The organism is Sulfitobacter sp. L-8 (assembly GCF_056859255.1).
This window is the reverse complement of sequence record NZ_JBSXOD010000056.1, coordinates 133,984-154,090: the sequence shown is the minus strand read 5'-3', so window position 1 is coordinate 154,090 and position 20,107 is coordinate 133,984. Positions and strand designations below refer to the sequence as shown.

The following is a 20,107-nucleotide window of genomic DNA, read 5'->3' as shown; positions in this document are numbered from 1 at the left end:
GTTACGTCAACTTTCCCTATGCATTTGCTGCATAGCAGCATTGCCGATCTATTGGTTGTGCACTTGCAGCATAATCATACATATTCAACACAACACGAACGATTGCGAACAATAACGAAACTGAAAGCGAGGTGCTTGACATGGCATTCTTAAACGCAACAACTGCTCCTTCCTTTGCTGACCGCTTGGCAGCGCTGGCATCCACATTTGAAGCGCGTCGCAAACAGCGCCGGGTATACCGCGCCACGTTCAACGAGCTGAGCTCATTGTCGAACCGCGACCTGGCCGATCTCGGGATCAGCCGCTCACAAATCCGCAGTGTCGCACTGGAAACCGGTCGCAACGCTGCTTAACTAATCACGGATCGGGCACACGCACCCTCCCTGTTGTGTGCCTGACGAAGGCTTCGGGTCTCCTCCTCCTCCCTGAGACCGGCGGCCTTCATAAACGTCCCCTCCCCCCTTTCCTCCCGATCGGAGTGGGGACGTCGATAAAGACGGCGGTGCTTTCCTCCCAAAGCACCGCCGTTCTTGTTTTTAATATGTGGGATATCGCTTTAATCCGGGCTGGGGGCCGGCGATGCCGACCCGTATCTATCTAGAAAGGTACGTCATCGGCTCCGGTGACGAACCGTGACACCACCTTTTTGCTACCAGCCTTGTCGAACTCGATCTCAAGCTTGTCTCCCTCGATCCCGGCAATGACACCGTAGCCAAACTTCTGATGAAAGACCCGCTCTCCAATGGTAAAGCTGCTGACCGCGGCCATATCTATCGTTACATTGCGCGCTTCGGCAGGTTGGCTCATTCCGCGCGCATTGCTGCGGCTTTGCAGCCGTCGCCATCCTGGCGAATTATAGACATTCGCCTCGGCTGCCTTTTCATGCAGGTGCGAGGTCGGGACCGCTGCCCCATAGCCCCCGCCGTACAAACCGGGCGGCGTCAGGACATCCACATGTTTCTCGGGAAGCTCATCAATGAACCGGGACGGCATCGCACTTTGCCATTGCCCGAAAACCCGTCGGTTGGCCGCAAAAGATATGGTACAGATTTCTTCAGCCCGGGTGATGCCCACATAGGCCAGTCGGCGCTCTTCCTCCAACCCCTTGAGGCCGGATTCATCCATTGAGCGTTGAGAGGGGAACAGCCCATCTTCCCAGCCCGGCAGGAAAACCGCCGGAAATTCCAACCCCTTGGACGCGTGCAGCGTCATGATCGACACTTTGGCACCGCTGTCGTCCGTTTCGTTGTCCATGATCAGACTGACGTGTTCCAGAAAACCTTGCAGATTCTCGAACTGCTCCAGCGCCTTCACAAGCTCCTTGAGGTTCTCCAACCGTCCCGGAGCCTCTGGCGTCTTGTCGTTTTGCCAATATCCCGTATAGCCGCTTTCATCCAGGATGATCTGCGCCAGTTCAACATGACTTATCTCGGGTGCCGCCTGAGCCGGACCATTGTCGTCAAAGTCGGCTTGTTCCAGCACGTCGTCGTCAGACTCAAGCTGCCGAAGCGGCCGCCCCTTCACCATCTGGCCCCACCGCTCGATTCCGTCGATAAGCAACCGCAGCTGCGCTGCCCCCTTGCCGCTGATTCCCCCATCGGCCAACAGGATCCGCGCACCATCGACCAGATTCACGCCATGTGCGCGCGCGGTCTTTTGAATGTTCTGCTGGGCTTTATCACCCAGTCCACGTTTTGGAGTGTTGACGATCCTTTCAAAGGCAAGATCGTCATCGGGCGATGTCACGACACGAAAATACGCCATCGCATCGCGAATCTCCATGCGTTCGTAAAACCGCGGGCCCCCGATTACCCGGTAGGGCAAACCGATCGTCAAAAACCGGTCTTCGAACGCGCGCATCTGGTGCGATGCCCGCACCAAGATTGCCATATCATCCAGCGAATACTGTCGCAGATCGCGAGTCCCGCGCTGCATGGCTTCAATTTCATCCCCGATCCAGCGGGCTTCCTCTTCGCCGTCCCAATGGCCGATCAAGCGGATTTTTTCGCCTTCCTGTGCCTCGGTCCATAGGGTTTTACCCAATCGACCCTCGTTTCCAGCGATAACCCCGGAAGCAGCGGCCAGAATATGCGGGGTCGACCGATAGTTCTGCTCCAGACGGACCACATGCGAGCCGGGGAAATCCTTCTCGAACCGCAGTATGTTCCCGACCTCGGCCCCGCGCCATCCATAGATCGACTGGTCGTCGTCGCCCACGCAGCAGATATTCCGGTGCCCCGACGCCAGCAGACGCAACCACATGTATTGGGCGACATTGGTATCTTGGTATTCGTCCACCAGAATGTATTTGAACCAGCGTTGATACTGCTGCAACACATCCTGATTGTTCTGGAAAATCGTTATCATATGCAGCAGCAGATCGCCGAAATCGGTGGCGTTCAGCTCTTTCAGGCGAGCCTGATACTGCGCATAGATTTCGCTGCCCCGATGGTTATAGGCCCCCGCATCCGCGGCTGGCACCTTTTCGGGGGTCAAGGCGCGATTCTTCCAGCCGTCGATAAGCCCCGCCAGCATCCGTGCCGGCCACCGCTTGTCGTCTATCCCTTCGGCCTGCACCAATTGCTTGAGCAACCGCAACTGGTCATCCGTATCAAGGATGGTGAAGTTCGACTTGAGCCCAACCAGTTCGGCATGACGGCGCAATAGTTTGACGCAGATCGCATGAAACGTCCCAAGCCACGGCATCCCTTCAATATTTTGCCCCAACATCTGACCGACCCGGCTTTTCATCTCGCGCGCCGCTTTATTGGTGAAGGTAACGGCCAGTATCTCGTTCGGGCGGGCCCGGCCAGTATTCATTAAATGAACGATGCGTGCCGTCAGGGCCTTGGTCTTGCCGGTGCCGGCACCGGCCAACATCAGCACCGGACCGTCCATTTTTTCCACCGCCGCCCGCTGCGCTGGGTTGAGCCCGTCAAGATAGGGTTGTGGCCGCACTGCCATGGCACGCGCCGACAGCGAAGCGCCCTCGAAGGCGTCTAGTTCGTCGAAATCATTCATGCTGCCAATCTAGCCCGCCTTTACCGCGAATAAAAGATACGTTCGCAAAATGTTCTCTTAAAACCCTGCATTCGCAAACGGTGTGATGTGATCGACTGATACGGAACCTCGATAACCGGTCAGACCCAAATTCCCCAGACCAGTTAATATTTTGGTAACTCTTTTTTTTACAAACTCTAAACATTCTGGAGCTAAGAGAATGTTTAGAAGTAATGACATAGGTGTGCTACGAAATCAGATTGACAGGTTCGATTTGCCAATTTTCGTTGCACAACGTTCTGAAATGTCGGGGGAATTTGAATTTCTCGCGCTCAACCTTGCCTGCGAGCGCCAAACCGGCGTTGCGATGCAGGATATCGTCCTGAAACCGCTGGAAAGAATTTTTCCGCGGGCCCAAGCTAAACGAATACAATCTCGATATGCCCTTTGTGTGGAACAAGCGCCCCCCCTGCGCTACCGCGAAACCCTGGATCTGCCCTGCGGTCGGCTCGCTTGGGAAACAACGCTCCATCACGTCCTCACAAACAACGGTGAACATCGCGTGGTCGGTAGCGCGACGCGGTTTTCTAAAGTTTACCGCGATGCGCTTGATATCGCGGCGTTTCAGGACGTACGCTATTATTCATCGTTTTCGGGCTGGAAACTGGACCAGATCATCCAGGTTCTCGACGCATATGATCAGGGCGCGATCCCGAACGCGCAGCTTTCTGCAACCATGCAGGCGCTTTCCGGGCTGTGTCGATCAGTCGCCAGTTCCATGCAGCACCTGCGCAGCACTGCGGACGACCGATTGAGAACATCGGCGGAACGCACGTTTGACCAAATCGGTGATACCGATACGGCGCAATCGCCCAGCGAAGTGGAAAAAGCGATGTCGGCGATCATGGATATGTTTGATCCGTCCCAGGTCAATGTCAAAGCTTGATCAGGCCCCAAGGGAAATGCTCCCGTCCAGCCCCTTCCCACATCCGGATCAGGCTGGACAATTCCGCTGTGCCCTGCACAAGTGCTTCAATGGATTTGCACACCACCTACCCTGCACTATCAGATCTGCGCGACCGCGCCAAAAGGCGCATTCCAAAATTTGTATGGGAATATCTTGACAGCGCAACCGGAACGCAGGCGACGCAAAGACTGAACCGTGCCGCGCTGGACCGCATCGGTCTGATGCCCTCGATCCTGCATGGGGAATTTGACCCTGATACCTCCGTAACGCTTTTCAACGACCGGATCCCCCTGCCCTTTGGTGTCGCACCTGTCGGAATGTCCGGGCTGATCTGGCCCGATGCCGAAGGGCATCTGGCGCGGTCGGCGGCCCGGCACGGTATCCCCTACTGCCTGTCGACAGTGGCCAGCCAAAGCCCCGAAGACCTTGCCCCCCATCTTGGCAAGAACGCGTGGTTTCAGATGTATCCGCCGCGAGATCCCGAAATTCGCGCCGATATGCTGCGACGCGCCCGCGCATCCGGGTTCAAGGGCCTCATCCTGACGGTGGATGTCCCTGTCGCCAGCCGACGAGAACGCCAAACGCGCTCCGGGCTGACCAACCCACCGCGCCTGTCTCCGCGCCTTTTGGCCCAGTCCGCAATGCGACCCGCCTGGTCTATGGCCATGGCACGGCGCGGGATGCCGCACATGCGCATGCTCGACAGTTACGTTGGAGTCACCACGCAAAACCTGTCTTCAACAGCTCACGTCGGTTATCTGCTCCGCACTTCGCCGGATTGGGACTATGTGAACTGGCTTCGCGACGCCTGGGATGGGCCTTTCATCGTAAAAGGCGTGTTACGTCCTGAAGATGCCGCCCGTCTGGACCGGCTCGGGGCTGATGCCATCTGGGTCTCAAACCACGCAGGCCGCCAGTTTGACGCGGCTCCGGCCGCAGTGGACATGCTGGCCCCGATCCGTGCCGTGACGTCGCTGCCAATCATCTTCGACAGTGGCATCGAAACAGGCCTTGATATGTTGCGCGCGCTGGCCCTTGGCGCGGATTTCGTGATGCTTGGCCGCGGCTTTCACTACGCTCTGGCAGCTCTGGGTCCTAAGGGAATCGATCATCTCATCGATGTCCTGAAGAAAGATCTGCTCGCGAATATGGGCCAACTCGGAACCCGCCAATTAAAAGACCTTACGCGCTCCATCCCTACCTTTGCCCGCCTTGATCTTCCAAATGGTAAAAAATCCCCCCCGGAGGGTTAAATTCTCTGCTTGCACACCCTATCAAACCAACGCAACAATGCCGCAGCGCAGCGACAACGCCACCGTTCATACAGCACCAGACCGATAACTTGCCAAACAGCGAGGCCCGATAATGACCGACTTCAATAAAATCCTCATCGCAAACCGCGGCGAAATCGCCATTCGTATCATGCGGGCAGCAAATGAGATGGGCAAAAAAACGGTTGCCGTCTTTGCGGAAGAAGACAAGCTGGGCCTGCATCGCTTCAAAGCTGACGAAGCGTACCGCATTGGTGCGGGGCTTGGTCCGGTCGCGGCATATCTCAGCATCGACGAAATCATTCGCGTTGCCAAGGCTTCGGGTGCCGATGCCATTCATCCGGGTTATGGCTTGCTGTCGGAAAACCCCGATTTCGTCGATGCATGTGAACAAAACGGCATTGCCTTCATCGGTCCGCGCGCCGAAACAATGCGCGCCTTGGGCGACAAGGCCAGCGCGCGCCGCGTCGCCATCGAAGCCGGCGTGCCCGTCATCCCCGCCACCGAAGTTCTGGGCGAGGACATGAACGTTATACGCAAGCAGGCCGCCGAGATCGGCTATCCGTTGATGCTCAAGGCGTCGTGGGGCGGTGGGGGCCGCGGCATGCGCCCGATCGAAAATGAAAACGAGCTTCAGGAAAAAGTGCTCGAAGGCCGCCGCGAGGCCGAAGCAGCCTTTGGCAATGGTGAGGGGTATCTTGAGAAGATGATCCTGAAGGCCCGTCACGTAGAGGTTCAGATTCTCGGTGACGCCTATGGTGAAATCTACCATTTGTTCGAGCGTGACTGTTCGGTGCAAAGGCGCAACCAAAAGGTGGTGGAACGGGCCCCGGCACCGTATCTCACTGACGAACAACGCGCTGAGATTTGCGAGCTTGGCCGCAAGATCTGCGCGCATGTGAATTACGAATGTGCCGGTACGGTCGAATTCCTGATGGATATGGAAGACGGCAAATTTTACTTCATCGAAGTCAACCCCCGCGTTCAGGTCGAACATACCGTAACCGAAGAAGTCACCGGCATCGACATCGTCCAGGCCCAGATCCTGATTGCCGAAGGCAAGACCATCGCCCAGGCGACCGGCAAAGCCAGCCAGGCCGATGTGCAGTTGAACGGCCACGCATTGCAAACCCGGATCACTACCGAGGACCCGCAAAACAACTTTATTCCTGATTATGGCCGGATCACCGCTTTTCGCGAGGCAACGGGCATGGGCATCCGTCTTGACGGTGGCACCGCCTATTCGGGGGGCGTGATTACGCGTTACTATGACAGCCTCTTGGTCAAGGTCACCGCAAAGGCCCAAACCCCAGAGGCCGCAATCGCGCGCATGGACCGCGCGCTGCGCGAATTCCGGATCCGGGGCGTTTCGACCAATATCGCCTTTGTCGAAAACCTGCTGAAACATCCCACCTTTTTAAACAATACCTACCACACCAAGTTCATCGACCAGACACCGGAACTGTTTACCTTCGAGAAACGCCGAGACCGTGCAACCAAGGTCCTGACCTATATTGCCGACATTACTGTAAACGGTCATCCCGAAACCAAAGGTTTTGAACGCCCGGCCGCTTCCGTGCGTGCGCCGCTGCCCCCAACCGCCAAGGCAGAACCCCGGATGGGAACGCGCAATCTTCTGGAACAAAAAGGGCCGCAAGCGGTCGCAGACTGGATGGGTCAACAGCGACAGCTGCTGATCACCGATACCACCATGCGCGACGGGCATCAATCTTTGTTGGCAACGCGCATGCGCAGCCACGACATGATCAAGGTCGCCCCGGCCTATGCCGCCAACATGCCACAGCTTTTCTCAATGGAGTGTTGGGGCGGTGCCACATTCGACGTAGCGTATCGGTTCTTGCAGGAATGCCCGTGGCAACGACTGCGCGACCTGCGCGCGGCACTACCGAATGTGATGACCCAGATGCTGTTACGCGGATCCAACGGCGTCGGCTACACCAATTACCCTGACAACGTTGTGCAGGAATTTGTCCGTGTCGCCGCGACCGAAGGCGTCGATGTGTTCCGCGTCTTTGACAGCCTCAACTGGGTCGAAAACATGCGGGTCGCGATGGATGCGGTGATCGAGAACGGCAAGATTTGCGAAGGTACCGTATGCTATACCGGCGACATCTTCGACCCTGATCGGGCCAAATACGATCTGAAGTATTACGTCGCGATGGGTAAGGAACTGAAATCCGCCGGGGCCCATGTACTGGGTCTGAAGGACATGGCTGGCCTGCTGAAGCCGAACGCCGCAAAAGCGCTGATCAAGGCACTGAAATCTGAAGTCGGCCTTCCGATCCATTTCCACACCCACGATACCGCAGGCGTCGCCGTCGCCACGATCATGGCGGCTTCCGAGGCCGGGGTGGACGCGGTTGACTGCGCGATGGACGCACTGTCGGGCAACACATCCCAAGCAACGCTGGGGTCGGTTGTCGAGGCGCTAAAGCACACGGATCGCGATACCGGTATTTCGATGGACGCGGTGCGCGAGATATCGAACTACTGGGAAGAGGTCCGTAACGAATATGCGGCGTTTGAAACGGGCATGCAGGCGCCCTCGTCCGAGGTTTATCTGCACGAAATGCCCGGAGGTCAGTTCACCAACCTGAAGGCGCAGGCGGCGTCGATGGGGCTGGAAGATCGGTGGCCGGAAGTTGCGCGGACCTATGCCGACGTGAACCAGATGTTCGGCGATATCGTCAAGGTTACGCCGTCTTCCAAAGTGGTGGGCGATATGGCCCTGATGATGGTGTCCCAGGGGCTTACCAGAGAGCAGGTCGAAGATCCCAAGGCGGAAATGTCGTTTCCTGACAGCGTGATAGACATGATGCGCGGCAACCTTGGGCAACCCCCAGGAGGCTTCCCCGCGGGCATCGTCAACAAAGTTCTCAAGGGCGAACAACCTAACACGCAACGCCCGGGAGCACATTTGCCACCTGTTGATCTCGAAGCCGCTCGCAAAGAGCTCAGCGACCAGCTTGAAGGAGTCGATATCGAGGATGATGACCTGTCAGGGTACATGATGTACCCCAAGGTTTTCCTCGATTATATGGGGCGGCATCGCAGCTATGGCCCTGTTCGCGTATTGCCCACGCGTACGTTCTTCTACGGCATGGAACCGGGCGAAGAGATCACCGCAGAAATTGACCCGGGCAAAACGCTCGAGATCAGGTTGCAGGCCCTGAGCGAGACCAACGAAGATGGTGAAGTCAAAGTATTCTTTGAACTGAACGGCCAGCCTCGCGTCGTGCGGGTGCCCAACCGGTTGGTCAAAGCCACCACGGCACAAAGACCAAAGGCCGAAAACGGGAACGCCAACCATATCGGTGCCCCGATGCCCGGTGTCGTAGCATCCGTTGGCACGAAAGCCGGTCAAAAGGTGAAGGCAGGCGATCTTTTGCTGACGATTGAAGCCATGAAAATGGAAACCGGCATTCATGCGGACCGTGACGCAGTGGTGAAAGCGGTGCACGTCAGTCCCGGCGGCCAGATTGACGCCAAGGACTTGCTGGTCGAGCTTGAATAACGGGTCCACGGGGTCAGACACATTTATTTGCGTTGTCTGACCCTTTTCTCGGGCTACATTCACGGCGACTAGCTGCCGTGCGGACGCAATTATGCCTTATCAATGGAAAACGCCACCTACGGCACCGACGCAAGAACTGCGGCTATGGCCCCACCAATCCCTGCCTGCCAAAGGGTTTGCAGCGTTCATCCTGACGACATTTGCCTTTATTCTGATCCCGACCGTGGCGCTGCTGGGGACGCCTGTCCTGTGGGGTCTGCTGCCTTTTGCGATGGCCGCACTCGCTGGTGTATATTTCGCACTGCAATCGAATTATAAGGCCCGGCAAATCGAGGAAGTGCTCACATTATCCCCCGACACAGCGCACCTGATCCACACAACCGCCAAGGGCGAAGTAAAGGAATGGGAATGTAATCGGTACTGGACAATTGTCACCCGGTACGAAAAAGGCGGGCCAGTGCCTTTTTACATTACCTTGCGCGGCAAAGGCCGCGAAGTTGAAATCGGAAAATTTCTGAGCGAAGACGAACGCAAGGCGTTGTTTGATGAACTGAACCGGTCGCTGCTGCGCTAGGCCCTAGCTCAGGCGGTCTTTGACCTTTGGGCCAACGCTGCCGAAATCCATCTGGCCGGTATATTTTGCCTTGAGAAGGCCGATGACCTTGCCCATATCCCGGATCGAAGACGCGCCGACTTCGGCAATGGCATCATCCACCGCTTTGGCGCTCTCTTCTTCTGTCAACTGACGGGGCAGAAATTCTTCGATCACCTTGATTTCGTCACGTTCACGGTCGGCCAGATCCAGCCGACCACCTTCTTCGTAGGCGCGCACTGATTCCATTCGCTGTTTGGACATTTTGCCGAGAATCGCGAGAACTTCGGCATCGCCTACCCCGTCATCGCCACCGTCAGCCCGCGCAGCGATATCCTTGTCCTTGATCGCCGCATTGATCAGGCGCAGCGTAGACAACCTTGCGGCTGCCTTGTCTTTCATCGCTTGTTTTAATGCGTCCGTAATGCGTGTGCGCAGTTCCATTGCCATCATCCTTCGACCCCAAGGGTATTGAACCGCGCAATATAGAGCGTTTGACGGCTACAGGCAATCCCGCGGAAACATTGCAACCAACTGATTTACCTGCATATTTCATTTTTCACATGGTATTGACCCCGCTTACTCTCGGCTTTAGGTTGCCCCCGTTTAGCTCCACATCTCTGCCACTGGAGGCCCTCCCATGACCGTGTCTACATCTTCTCGTCCGACCGCCTGCCTGGCTCTTGCGGACGGATCGCTTTTTTACGGCACAGGGTTTGGTGCAACCGGGCAAACCGTGGCCGAGCTTTGCTTCAATACAGCGATGACCGGATATCAGGAAATCATGACTGACCCGTCATATGCCGGCCAGATCGTGACCTTTACTTTCCCGCATATCGGCAACACCGGCACCAACCTTGATGACGACGAAACCGGTGATCCGGTCGCCGCTGGTATGGTCGTGAAGTGGATGCCCACCGACCCCAGCAACTGGCGCACTATCCAGCCCTTGGCCGACTGGTTGGCCGCGCGTGGCCGTATCGCCATTGGCGGTATCGATACCCGCCGTCTGACCCGCGCCATTCGCCAGCAAGGCGCACCTCACGCGGCGCTTGTCCACGCGCCCGATGGCAATATTGACGCCGAAGCGCTGGTTGCCGCGGCACGCCGTTTCGCCGGGCTCGAAGGAATGGATCTGGCCAAGGATGTAAGCTGCAAGCAATCCTATCGCTGGAACGAGATGCGATGGGCATGGCCCGACGGGTACCCGGCCCAGACCAATGCTGCGCACAAGGTTGTTGCAATCGATTACGGTGCCAAGCGCAACATCCTGCGCTGTCTGGCATCGGCGGGATGTGATGTGACCGTGCTACCGGCGACGGCCACCTACGAAGACATCATGGCCAATAAGCCTGATGGCGTTTTCCTGTCCAACGGACCGGGTGATCCGGCCGCGACGGGCGTTTACGCCGTGCCCATGATCAAGGAAGTGATCGAAAAGACCGATCTGCCCGTGTTCGGGATCTGCCTGGGCCACCAGATGCTTGCCCTCGCTTTGGGGGGCCGAACGGTCAAGATGAGCCACGGCCACCACGGGGCCAACCATCCGGTCAAGGACATGGAGACTGGCAAGGTCGAGATCACATCGATGAACCACGGGTTTGCCGTCGACGCGCAAACGCTTCCTTCCGGCGTGGTGGAAACCCATCGCTCTTTGTTTGACGGGTCGAACTGCGGTATCCGCATGGAGGGTCGTCCCGTTTGGTCCGTTCAACACCACCCCGAAGCAAGCCCCGGCCCTCAGGACAGTTTTTACCTGTTTGAACGTTTTGCTTCCGCGATGGCAGAACGCGCCACCCAGTCGGCGGGGTGACGCGCGCCTCCTTTATCGGTCGTTAAGCTTCGGTTAAACACCTTTTGCCATCTTCGTTCTCACCCTAAAGGGAGGAGTTCTGAAGTTGAGCAACCTTGGTCTGGAATTCCCTGCCCCGACACCGGCGAGAACGAATAAGAACCGCGTCCCTATCGGGCGCATGTTGGTTGACGCGGGCTTCATTCAACCACCGGATCTTTTGTGCGCATTGGCTGAACAACGGTACTGTGACGCGCCGCTGGGTGAGCTTCTGATCGCCCGGCACCTGCTCTCGGAAGACGACGTTACCCAGGCGCTTGCTGCTCAACATCATCTACAACTGGTTGACTTGAACGAAACTCCGCCGAGGCCTGACATGGCCAGCCACATGAATGCGCTGGACTGTCTAAAATTTGGCGTCGTGCCGTGGTCCAAGTTGGGAAAAACCATTCTGGTTGCCACCGATCAGCCGGACAGATTTGACGACGTCGTCGATCGCCTTGCTCGCGCGGGGAACAGCTATCTGCCTGTGGTCGCCAGGAAATCCCAGATAAACCAGCAGATATCGGCCCTTTACGGGCAAGAACTGGCATGCCGTGCCGGCTCCAGAGTCGCTTTGGATGAAAGCTGCCGCATTTGGCAGGGCCGATCCCATCATCGTTCAGGGTGGGCAATCATGACTCTGGCTATATTGGCGAGCCTTGCAATGTGGCACCCCGCATGGACCTTTACCGTTTTGATCCTGGGGGCACTGCTAACCAGCATCATGACGGTAACTTTGCGGAGCCTCGCCTTTTTTGCAAAAACGTTTCTGTCCGCCCCGCCGGAAAAACGATCGCGGCTTGGCGATATACCTCGGTCAAGGTTGCCAAAGGTATCGGTTCTGGTGCCGCTGTTTCAAGAAGAAGAAATAGCGACCGCGCTGATTGCGCGGCTTTCGCGCCTCAGGTATCCCAAGGCCTTGCTGCAAATCGTCTTGGTTCTCGAAGAAGGAGACACGCTGACGCGCGATACCATCGCGCGTACGACGTTACCTTCATGGTTCGAAGTGATCGAGGTGCCGCAGGCAGGACGTCTACGCACAAAGCCGCGCGCGCTGAACTATGCCTTGGATTTTTGCAGCGGGACTATCATCGGCGTATGGGATGCCGAGGATGCGCCCGAAATCGACCAGATCGACCGCGTCGTCGAATATTTTGCCCAAGCGCCGGATGATGTCGCCTGCGTTCAGGGGGTGCTTGATTATTATAACGCCCGTACTAACTGGATTTCGCGCTGTTTCACGATTGAATACGCAGCGTGGTGGCGCGTTGTGCTGCCGGGCATTGCCCGGTTGGGAATGGTTATCCCTTTGGGGGGCACCACCTTGTTTTTTCGCCGCGACATTCTTGAACAGCTTCGCGGATGGGATGCGCATAACGTCACCGAGGATGCCGACCTTGGTGTAAGGCTGGCGCGGCACGGCTTCAAGACCACCTTGATGCCTACCGTCACCTACGAAGAGGCAAATTTCCGGGCGTGGCCCTGGATCAAGCAAAGATCGCGTTGGCTAAAGGGGTTCTTGATCACATGGTGTGTACATATGCGCGCCCCCCGACGGCTGATCAAAGAGGTGGGGGTTATCCGGTTCATAGGCATTCAGACCCTGTTTTTCGCTACATTCAGTCAGTTCATCGCCGCGCCGTTGCTGTGGTCTTTCTGCCTGACATTTGCGGGTATGGTCCACCCCATCGAAACCACCTTAGGCACCGGTGTCTTGATGGGGCTGTTCAGCTTTTTCGTTTTCGCTGAACTGCTCAATATCGCGATTGCCTTGAAGGCCGTTTCAGGGACCGAGCATCGCCACCTGCTGCCGTGGGCCGTAACGCTGCCGATTTACTTTATACTGGGCACTTTTGCAGCGTATAAAGCGCTTTACGAGTTTATCGTAATACCATTCTACTGGGACAAGACCCAGCATGGATTGGGCCAGCCCCCTTGCGTATCAGGGCCTACACCGTCAACGTCTTTGCCCTAGCCTTCTTCCTTGCGACGTGCGGCGTCCTGCTTGAGCCGGGTCATGAAGGCGACCGATATGTGCAGCCTCAGCGCTTCATCAGCGCCGTCTTCATTGCGTTGTTCGATCATCTTGACGATGTTGTCATGTTCATCCTGTGCAATCGCACCGCGCCCGTGGACGGCCAGTGAAGATGTCGCCATCAGGGCCATCGACCGGTGCACAAGATCAAGTTGCTGCACCAGATAGCGGTTGTGGGATGCCAAGTGTATTTGCTTGTGAAACCGTCGATTGGCTCGTGCCAGTGCTGCCGGATTATCGCGCAACGCGTCATCCTCCTCGACCATCTCACGTAAAACCCGTACTTCCTCGGCCGTCGCATGTCGCGCCGCGAGCCGGGCCGCCAACCCCTCCAGTTCTCCTCGTACCACGTATAGCTCCGCCATCTGATTGTGGTCCAACGATGCGACAATCAGGCTGCGCCCGTCACGCGACAACAAGGATTGTGTTTCTAGCCGCTGCAACGCTTCGCGAATAGGGGTCCGTGACACTCCGAACCGGTCGGCCAATTCGCTTTCCACCAACCTGTCACCGGGGCGGTAGGTGCCTACGTCGATAGCATCCAAAATCATGGTATATGCGTCTGTCGGTCCGGGTCGCGGGGCTGTCATCAGTTCACTTTCAAAAGGATCACAGCACCTTACCCACGACGGGAATTTGCGCAAGCCCACGATCTTGCGTTGGCGTCACAGCCAGCGTACCAACGCGCCATGCCACAGTCAGCCTTTTCACATGTAAACACTTGGGTTTTTGACCTCGACAATACGCTATACCCGCCGTCAGCGCGACTATTCGACCAGATCGAGGTACGGATGACGCGATGGGTGATGGAAGCGCTTGGCGTCGATCAGGCACGCGCTAACCATCTGCGCACCCATTATTGGCACACCTACGGCACCACACTCGCCGGGCTGATGCGCGAACATGATCTTGACCCTGGGCCGTATCTACACGACGTGCACGAAATCTCGTTCGAGGCACTTGTCCCTGACCCGAATCTCGCCGCCCGGATCAAGGCCCTGCCCGGACGCTGCATCGTCTATACCAACGGGACGGCGCGTTATGCTGAACGTGTCATCGCCGCTCGTGGGCTCAATGGCCTGTTTCAGGCAGTTTATGGAGTTGAAAATGCGGGTTTCCTCCCTAAACCTGAACGCGCTGCTTTTGATACGGTGTTTGCCTTGGATGCGCTGGACCCTTCGTGTGCCGTGATGTTCGAGGACGACCCCCGCAATTTGATCGCACCACATGAAATGGGTATGGGCACGGTCCATGTCGCCCCCGTTGCGGCCCCTGCCGACCACATTCATTTTCATACCGACGATCTTGGCACTTTTCTTAAACGGATCACGGGCTAACTGGCAGGCATGAACATGAAGTGCGATATCCTCATCTCTGGCGGTGGCATCGCCGGGCTTGCCGCAGCCGCAGCTTTCGGGAATGCGGGGTTTGACGTCATTTGCGTTGATCCCGCGGCCCCGGTTACCGACGGTGCCGCCCAAGGTGCCGACATGCGTTCGACCGCGATGCTGCAACCTGCTCGCCGCGTTCTCGAAAGCGCTGGCATCTGGAACCATCTACAAGATCACGCAGCACCTTTGCAAATCATGCGGATCGTGGACGCCGGGGGCCCCGATATGGTGCCTCGGACCACGCGCGAGTTCGACGCCGCCGACATTTCGGAGCAACCTTTCGGCTGGAATTTCCCCAACTGGCTGCTGCGCCGCGCACTGCTTGATCGGTTTTCCGAGCTACCCAACGTGGACTTCCGCCCGGGGGTCAGCACGACATCCCTTTTCACCCGTACGACCGGGGCGAAAGTCGGGCTCAGCGATGGCAACCGGGTCGAAGCGCGCCTGGTCGTTGCGGCAGATGGGCGCGACAGTCCGATGCGCAACGCCGCGGGCATCCCGGTGACAAGACACAGCTATGGCCAAAAGGCGATTGTCTTTAGCGCGACGCATCCGATCCCACATGAAAATGTGTCCACCGAAATACACCGCACTGGCGGGCCGTTCACGCTTGTCCCTTTGCCCGACCGCGATGGCACGCCCTGTTCTGCGGTGGTGTGGATGGATGACGGCGCTGCCTCCCTGAAACGGATGTCGCTGGATGCCGACGCGTTCTCCTCAGCAGCATCGCAGCGCAGTTGCCATCTTTTCGGACCGCTGACCATCGTCAGCCCACGCGCCGTGTGGCCCGTGATCAGCCAGCATGCGGCGCGGATGTCAGCCGAGCGGCTTGCCTTGATCGCCGAGGCTGCGCATGTGGTGCCGCCAATCGGCGCGCAGGGGCTGAATATGTCGCTGAAAGATGTGGAAACCCTGCTTGATCTTGCCCGGGCGGATTCGGAAAACCTCGGCAGCCAGGCGATGCTTGATGCCTATCACAAGACGCGCCACGCCGATGTCCTGTTGCGGGTGCGCGGCATTGACATGTTGAACCGCGCCAGTCAGGCTAAAGCGCCGTTGGCCCGCGACGTCCGCGCAGCCGGCCTGAATACGCTTTATGCAGCAGCACCGGTGCGCAAGATGCTGATGCAGATGGGTTTGGGCATGCGCCGGGGCTGACCCGTCGCATGCATTGAAACCTATAACACCTTGTCGATGACCCTCGCCAACCGCCCGAGCGTTGCATCGACATCATAGAGCTTGTCCAATCCGAACAACCCTAGACGAAATGTCTGGAAATCCGCTGGCTCGTCGCACATCAGCGGCACGCCTGCGGCAATCTGCATCCCTTCTGCCGCGAACGCCTTACCGTTTTGAACTGACGGATCATTGGTATAGCTCACAACCACACCCGGTGCCCCGTACCCTTCCGCGGCAACCGATGTGACACCGCGTTCCGCCAGCATCTTCCGTACGCCGTCACCCAAGCGCCACTGCGCCTCCTTGAGCCGATCAAAGCCGTATGCCTGGGTTTCTTTCATGGCATCGCGAAAACCGCGCAGCGCATCGGTGGGCATAGTCGAATGATAGGCATGGCCGCCGTTCTCATACGCCTGCATGATGCTGTGCCACTTACCCAGATCGAGCGCGAAGCTGTCGGAAGTCGTCTCGGCTAGACGCCCGACTGCGCGCGCCGACATCATTACCAACCCAGCCGACGGCGACGCGCTCCAACCTTTTTGCGGGGCCGAGATCAGTACGTCGATGCCGAGCGCCTTCATGTCCACCCAGGCACACCCCGATGCGATACTATCCAGCACCATCAACGCCCCTACCTCATGGGCGGCCTCGGCCATCTGCTTGATGTAGTCATCCGGCAGAATGACGCCCGCGCTCGTTTCAACATGCGGGGCAAACACGACCTTGGGCTTTTGCACACGAATGGCTTCCACCACCTCGTCGATGGGACAGGGCGCAAACGGTGCAGGCGTACTGTTCCCCTGCATCCGTGCCTTGAGAACGGTCGCCTTTCCGGTCAGGTCCCCGTTTTCGATGATCTGGCTCCAGCGATAGGAAAACCAGCCATTGCGCACGACCAACACCTCGACCCCGCGCGCAAACTGGCGGGCAACCGCCTCCATCCCAAAGGTTCCGCCACCCGGTACCACAGCCACAGCTTCGGCATTGTATACTTCCTTCAGCATTGCACTGATGTCACGCATAACGCCCTGGAACGCGGCGCTCATATGGTTCAGCGAACGATCCGTGAAGACGACGGAAAACTCTTCAAGCCCGTCGGGATCAACGGTATTCAGCAAAGCAGGCATGGGTCTCTCCTAATGATTTGGGTGAACCATAGCGTTTGCCCACCCAAAGTCACGAGCCCAATGGCCCCCTCAGTCGTTCTTCGCTTAACAACACGTTGGCTTCGACCGCCCCCGCGCCGGGCAGGGTCATGATCCGACGTCGCAACACCCGTTCAAAATCTGCCAGGTCCCGCGCCACCACCCTTAACCGATAGTCATAAAGCCCCAGCACGTGCTCCACCGTCTGCACCTCGGGGATGGCGCTGACCGCGCGCTCGAAATCATCCAGACTGACGTGGCCTTTTGTCGCAAGTTTGACACCCAAAAACACCGTTACCCCGAAACCCAAGACTTCCCGGTTCAATCGCAGCCGCTTTCCGCGCAAGATACCTGCGCTTTCCAACCGCTTGATCCGGCGCCACGTCGCCGGTTGCGATAATCCAAGATACCGTCCCAAAGCCCCCGCACTCTGGGTGGCATCCCGCGCCAGCGACTGGATCAGCTTGCGGTCGATCTCGTCCAGCGCGATCATAACGGCAAAGCCTCGTCCGCCTTGATCCGCGCGACATGCATCAGCGCCTCGATGTCCGCGATATGCGGCAACGTCAGTATGCCGCCGCGATAGATCTGCTGATAGTGTCCCATGTCGCGCGCAATGATCGACAAGCGCACGTCCACGCGGCCAAGAAAGGTCTGGATCTCGATCACTTCGGCCACCTTCCGCGCGGCCTCCAGGAATTTGTCAAACGCATTGCTCTGGGTCTTGTCCAACGTGATCCGCAACGACACCTCGACAGTGTATCCTAGCGCGGCCCAATCCACGACCATACCGACACCCTCGACGATTCCGGCTTCCTGCATCCGCGCGATGCGCCGCGCCACCTTGCCCGCGGTCAATCCGACCAGATCCGCCAGATCCACCGGGGTTAACCCGGCATCTGCCTGCCAATGGCGTAAAATGCGTCGATCAATATCATCAAGCATGATTTTTCCATAATTTACCAGTATCACGCATTACCATCTTCATTTTGCCAAATAAACTCATAATCGACCAATGGCATCTGTCTCGACTTCCAGTAAGGTCTCCCCAGATTTCAATGAACCCGAAAGGACGCCCAATGCGCGTTTACTACGACCGTGACTGCGACGTTAACCTGATCAAAGATAAAAAGGTCGCCATCCTCGGCTATGGCAGCCAGGGCCATGCCCACGCGTTGAACCTGCGCGATTCCGGTGCGAAAAACCTCGTCGTCGCTCTGCGCGAAGGCTCCGCGTCGGCCAAAAAAGCCGAAGGCGAAGGTCTCAAGGTCATGGGCATTGCCGAAGCCGCCGCCTGGGCCGACGTGATCATGTTCACGATGCCCGACGAACTTCAGGCCGAAACCTACAAGAAATACGTGCATGACAACATCCGCGAAGGCGCGGCTATCGCGTTTGCTCACGGCCTGAACGTCCACTTCGGCCTGATCGAACCCAAGGAAGGCATCGACGTCATCATGATGGCCCCCAAAGGCCCCGGCCACACTGTACGCGGCGAATACACCAAAGGCGGCGGTGTGCCCTGCCTCGTGGCTGTCGACAAAGACGCGTCAGGCAAGGCGCTGGAAATCGGCCTCAGCTATTGCTCAGCCATCGGTGGCGGCCGCTCCGGCATCATCGAAACCAATTTCCGTGAAGAATGCGAAACCGATCTCTTCGGTGAACAGGCCGTGCTCTGCGGTGGCTTGGTTGAACTGATCCGTATGGGCTTTGAAACCCTGGTCGAAGCGGGCTATGCGCCCGAAATGGCCTATTTCGAATGCCTGCACGAGGTGAAACTGATCGTCGACCTGATCTATGAAGGCGGCATCGCCAACATGAACTACTCGATCTCGAACACAGCCGAATATGGCGAATACGTCTCCGGCCCGCGCATCCTCCCCTACGACGAGACAAAGGCAAAGATGAAAGCGGTTCTGACCGACATCCAGAACGGCAAGTTCGTGCGCGACTTCATGCAGGAAAACGCCGTCGGCCAACCATCGTTCAAGGCGACTCGCCGGATCAACGACGAACATCAGATCGAACAGGTCGGCCAGAAGCTGCGTGAAATGATGCCGTGGATTTCCGCAGGCAAGATGGTCGACAAAGCCAAGAACTAATCACTCCTGACCCGCAAAAGGCCCGGCTTCGCGCCGGGCCTTTTCACTTCTGCACCGCAGCCAGGGCCGTTTCATCGGCGCGAAGCAAAGCCCACTGAATCGGAACCATGCCGAACATCACCCCGCTCAGTTGGCTGATCATCGCTCTGCTGGCTTTCATTTGGGGCGGAACCTTCTTGGTGACGGAAATCGCATTGACCCAAATGCCGCCATTCTGGATCGCGGCACTTCGGGTCGGTCTTGCCGCAGCGTTGATGATCACAGTCTGGCGGGTTCAAGGATTCCGCCTTTTCCTTACCGCCCCGAAACCGTCTGATTTTGTTGCACTCATTTTCATCGGCATGACCAGCTCGGCGGTGCCCTTCACCTTGCTGGCGTGGGGCCAGCAATACGTCACCTCGGGTTTCGCCGGTGTATCGATGGCTGCAACCGGTCTGATCATCCTGCCACTTGCACATTTCTTCGTGGCAGGCGAACGCATGACACTGCCCAAATCCATTGGCTTCGCACTGGGCTTCGCGGGCGTGGTCATCCTGATCGGCCCGCAGGCATTTGACACGACAGGCAACAAACTCGAAACCCTGGGAAGGCTCGCCACCCTGGGGGCCGCGCTATGTTACGCTCTCAGCTCCATCGTCATGCGCCGCCTTCCGGCGATCGACCCGATCGGTTTGGCAACAGTCTTGCTGCTCGTCGCCACCTGCATAAGCTTTCCGGTGGCCTTCGCGGTCGAAGGGCCGCCCCCGCTACCCTCGTCCAAGATCATTGTCGCGCTCGGCTTTCTCGGTTTGGTTCCCACCGCTGCCGCCAATATGTTGCGCGTCATCGTCGTCCGAAGCGCCGGCCCGGTATTCATGTCGCTCGTAAACTACCAGGTACCGGTCTGGGCAGTGCTTCTCGGTTCACTTATCCTGAACGAACCTTTACCGCCATCATTGGCTTGGTCGCTCGTGCTCATCCTCGGCGGTGTGGCGCTAAGCCAGTATCGCGTGATCGCAACGCTGTTTGGTCGCGGTGCCCGCTAATTCCAAATGGTTTGAAATCCTCGCCGAAGGC

The 20,107-nt window shown here is 57.7% G+C and carries 17 protein-coding genes; 11 read left to right on the top strand and 6 right to left on the bottom strand.

The genetic code is table 11. From position 1 onward, the window contains the following. Positions 1 to 140: 140 nt before the first annotated feature. Complete coding sequence (locus AC13DE_RS17470) at positions 141 to 353, top strand: DUF1127 domain-containing protein (protein ID WP_446295636.1); 213 nt, start codon at positions 141 to 143, stop codon at positions 351 to 353. Between the two features lie 244 nt (positions 354 to 597). Here AC13DE_RS17470 and AC13DE_RS17465 read toward each other — a convergent pair whose 3' ends face one another. Further along, positions 598 to 3,021, bottom strand: coding sequence for an ATP-dependent helicase (locus AC13DE_RS17465; RefSeq protein ID WP_483048556.1), 2,424 nt, complete (start codon positions 3,019 to 3,021; stop codon positions 598 to 600). A gap of 199 nt (positions 3,022 to 3,220) precedes the next feature. On the opposite strand from AC13DE_RS17465, the gene AC13DE_RS17460 reads away from it, so the two are divergent. From AC13DE_RS17460 to AC13DE_RS17445, 4 genes are all read left to right on the top strand, one after another. Further along, entirely contained in the window at positions 3,221 to 3,946 is a 726-nt protein-coding gene (locus AC13DE_RS17460; RefSeq protein ID WP_446313412.1) for a hypothetical protein, read from the top strand. 89 nt (positions 3,947 to 4,035) lie between these two features. Beyond that, positions 4,036 to 5,220, top strand: coding sequence for an alpha-hydroxy acid oxidase (locus AC13DE_RS17455; RefSeq protein ID WP_483048555.1), 1,185 nt, complete (start codon positions 4,036 to 4,038; stop codon positions 5,218 to 5,220). 112 nt (positions 5,221 to 5,332) lie between these two features. Beyond that, positions 5,333 to 8,773, top strand: a complete 3,441-nt coding sequence (locus AC13DE_RS17450) for a pyruvate carboxylase (protein WP_446295640.1) — start codon at positions 5,333 to 5,335, stop codon at positions 8,771 to 8,773. A 91-nt stretch (positions 8,774 to 8,864) separates the two neighbouring features. Continuing rightward, on the top strand, positions 8,865 to 9,347 hold the full coding sequence (locus tag AC13DE_RS17445) for a DUF2244 domain-containing protein (protein WP_483048554.1): 483 nt from the start codon (positions 8,865 to 8,867) through the stop codon (positions 9,345 to 9,347). A 3-nt stretch (positions 9,348 to 9,350) separates the two neighbouring features. Here the strand turns inward: AC13DE_RS17445 and AC13DE_RS17440 are convergent, their stop codons facing one another. After that, on the bottom strand, positions 9,351 to 9,809 hold the full coding sequence (locus tag AC13DE_RS17440; protein ID WP_446295643.1) for a GatB/YqeY domain-containing protein: 459 nt from the start codon (positions 9,807 to 9,809) through the stop codon (positions 9,351 to 9,353). Between the two features lie 196 nt (positions 9,810 to 10,005). On the opposite strand from AC13DE_RS17440, the gene carA reads away from it, so the two are divergent. Continuing rightward, positions 10,006 to 11,178 (top strand): glutamine-hydrolyzing carbamoyl-phosphate synthase small subunit, encoded by a 1,173-nt coding sequence (gene carA, locus AC13DE_RS17435; RefSeq protein WP_483048553.1) that lies wholly within the window; start codon positions 10,006 to 10,008, stop codon positions 11,176 to 11,178. Between the two features lie 85 nt (positions 11,179 to 11,263). After that, positions 11,264 to 13,174 carry a glycosyltransferase gene (locus AC13DE_RS17430; RefSeq protein ID WP_483048552.1) on the top strand — a complete coding sequence of 637 codons (1,911 nt, stop codon included), beginning with the start codon at positions 11,264 to 11,266 and terminating at the stop codon, positions 13,172 to 13,174. Here AC13DE_RS17430 and AC13DE_RS17425 read toward each other — a convergent pair. Continuing rightward, positions 13,171 to 13,824, bottom strand: coding sequence for a GntR family transcriptional regulator (locus tag AC13DE_RS17425; protein WP_446295646.1), 654 nt, complete (start codon positions 13,822 to 13,824; stop codon positions 13,171 to 13,173). The genes AC13DE_RS17430 and AC13DE_RS17425 overlap by 4 nt on opposite strands. Positions 13,825 to 13,923: 99 nt before the next feature. Between AC13DE_RS17425 and AC13DE_RS17420 the strand changes: the two genes are divergently transcribed. Both AC13DE_RS17420 and AC13DE_RS17415 read left to right on the top strand, forming a co-directional pair. Next, positions 13,924 to 14,571: a pyrimidine 5'-nucleotidase gene (locus AC13DE_RS17420; protein WP_483048551.1), complete on the top strand. Its 648-nt coding sequence runs from the start codon at positions 13,924 to 13,926 to the stop codon at positions 14,569 to 14,571. A gap of 9 nt (positions 14,572 to 14,580) precedes the next feature. Continuing rightward, positions 14,581 to 15,783 carry a UbiH/UbiF family hydroxylase gene (locus AC13DE_RS17415; RefSeq protein ID WP_483048550.1) on the top strand — a complete coding sequence of 401 codons (1,203 nt, stop codon included), beginning with the start codon at positions 14,581 to 14,583 and terminating at the stop codon, positions 15,781 to 15,783. A 20-nt stretch (positions 15,784 to 15,803) separates the two neighbouring features. Here the strand turns inward: AC13DE_RS17415 and AC13DE_RS17410 are convergent, their stop codons facing one another. From AC13DE_RS17410 to AC13DE_RS17400, 3 genes are read right to left on the bottom strand one after another with little or no spacing between them, the layout of a single operon-like run. Next, on the bottom strand, positions 15,804 to 16,931 hold the full coding sequence (locus AC13DE_RS17410) for an aminotransferase class V-fold PLP-dependent enzyme (RefSeq protein ID WP_483048549.1): 1,128 nt from the start codon (positions 16,929 to 16,931) through the stop codon (positions 15,804 to 15,806). Positions 16,932 to 16,980: 49 nt separating this feature from the next. Beyond that, a complete protein-coding gene (locus tag AC13DE_RS17405) occupies positions 16,981 to 17,442 on the bottom strand; it encodes an Lrp/AsnC family transcriptional regulator (RefSeq protein ID WP_446314507.1) in 462 nt (153 codons plus the stop codon). After that, positions 17,439 to 17,894: an Lrp/AsnC family transcriptional regulator gene (locus tag AC13DE_RS17400; protein ID WP_483048548.1), complete on the bottom strand. Its 456-nt coding sequence runs from the start codon at positions 17,892 to 17,894 to the stop codon at positions 17,439 to 17,441. The genes AC13DE_RS17405 and AC13DE_RS17400 overlap by 4 nt, the downstream gene beginning before the upstream one ends. 134 nt (positions 17,895 to 18,028) lie before the next feature. Here AC13DE_RS17400 and ilvC point away from each other — a divergent pair, with 134 nt between their 5' ends. Then, positions 18,029 to 19,051 carry a ketol-acid reductoisomerase gene (gene ilvC / locus AC13DE_RS17395; RefSeq protein ID WP_446295652.1) on the top strand — a complete coding sequence of 341 codons (1,023 nt, stop codon included), beginning with the start codon at positions 18,029 to 18,031 and terminating at the stop codon, positions 19,049 to 19,051. 107 nt (positions 19,052 to 19,158) lie between these two features. Continuing rightward, complete coding sequence (locus tag AC13DE_RS17390; protein ID WP_446297099.1) at positions 19,159 to 20,076, top strand: DMT family transporter; 918 nt, start codon at positions 19,159 to 19,161, stop codon at positions 20,074 to 20,076. The last annotated feature ends 31 nt before the right edge of the window (positions 20,077 to 20,107 follow it).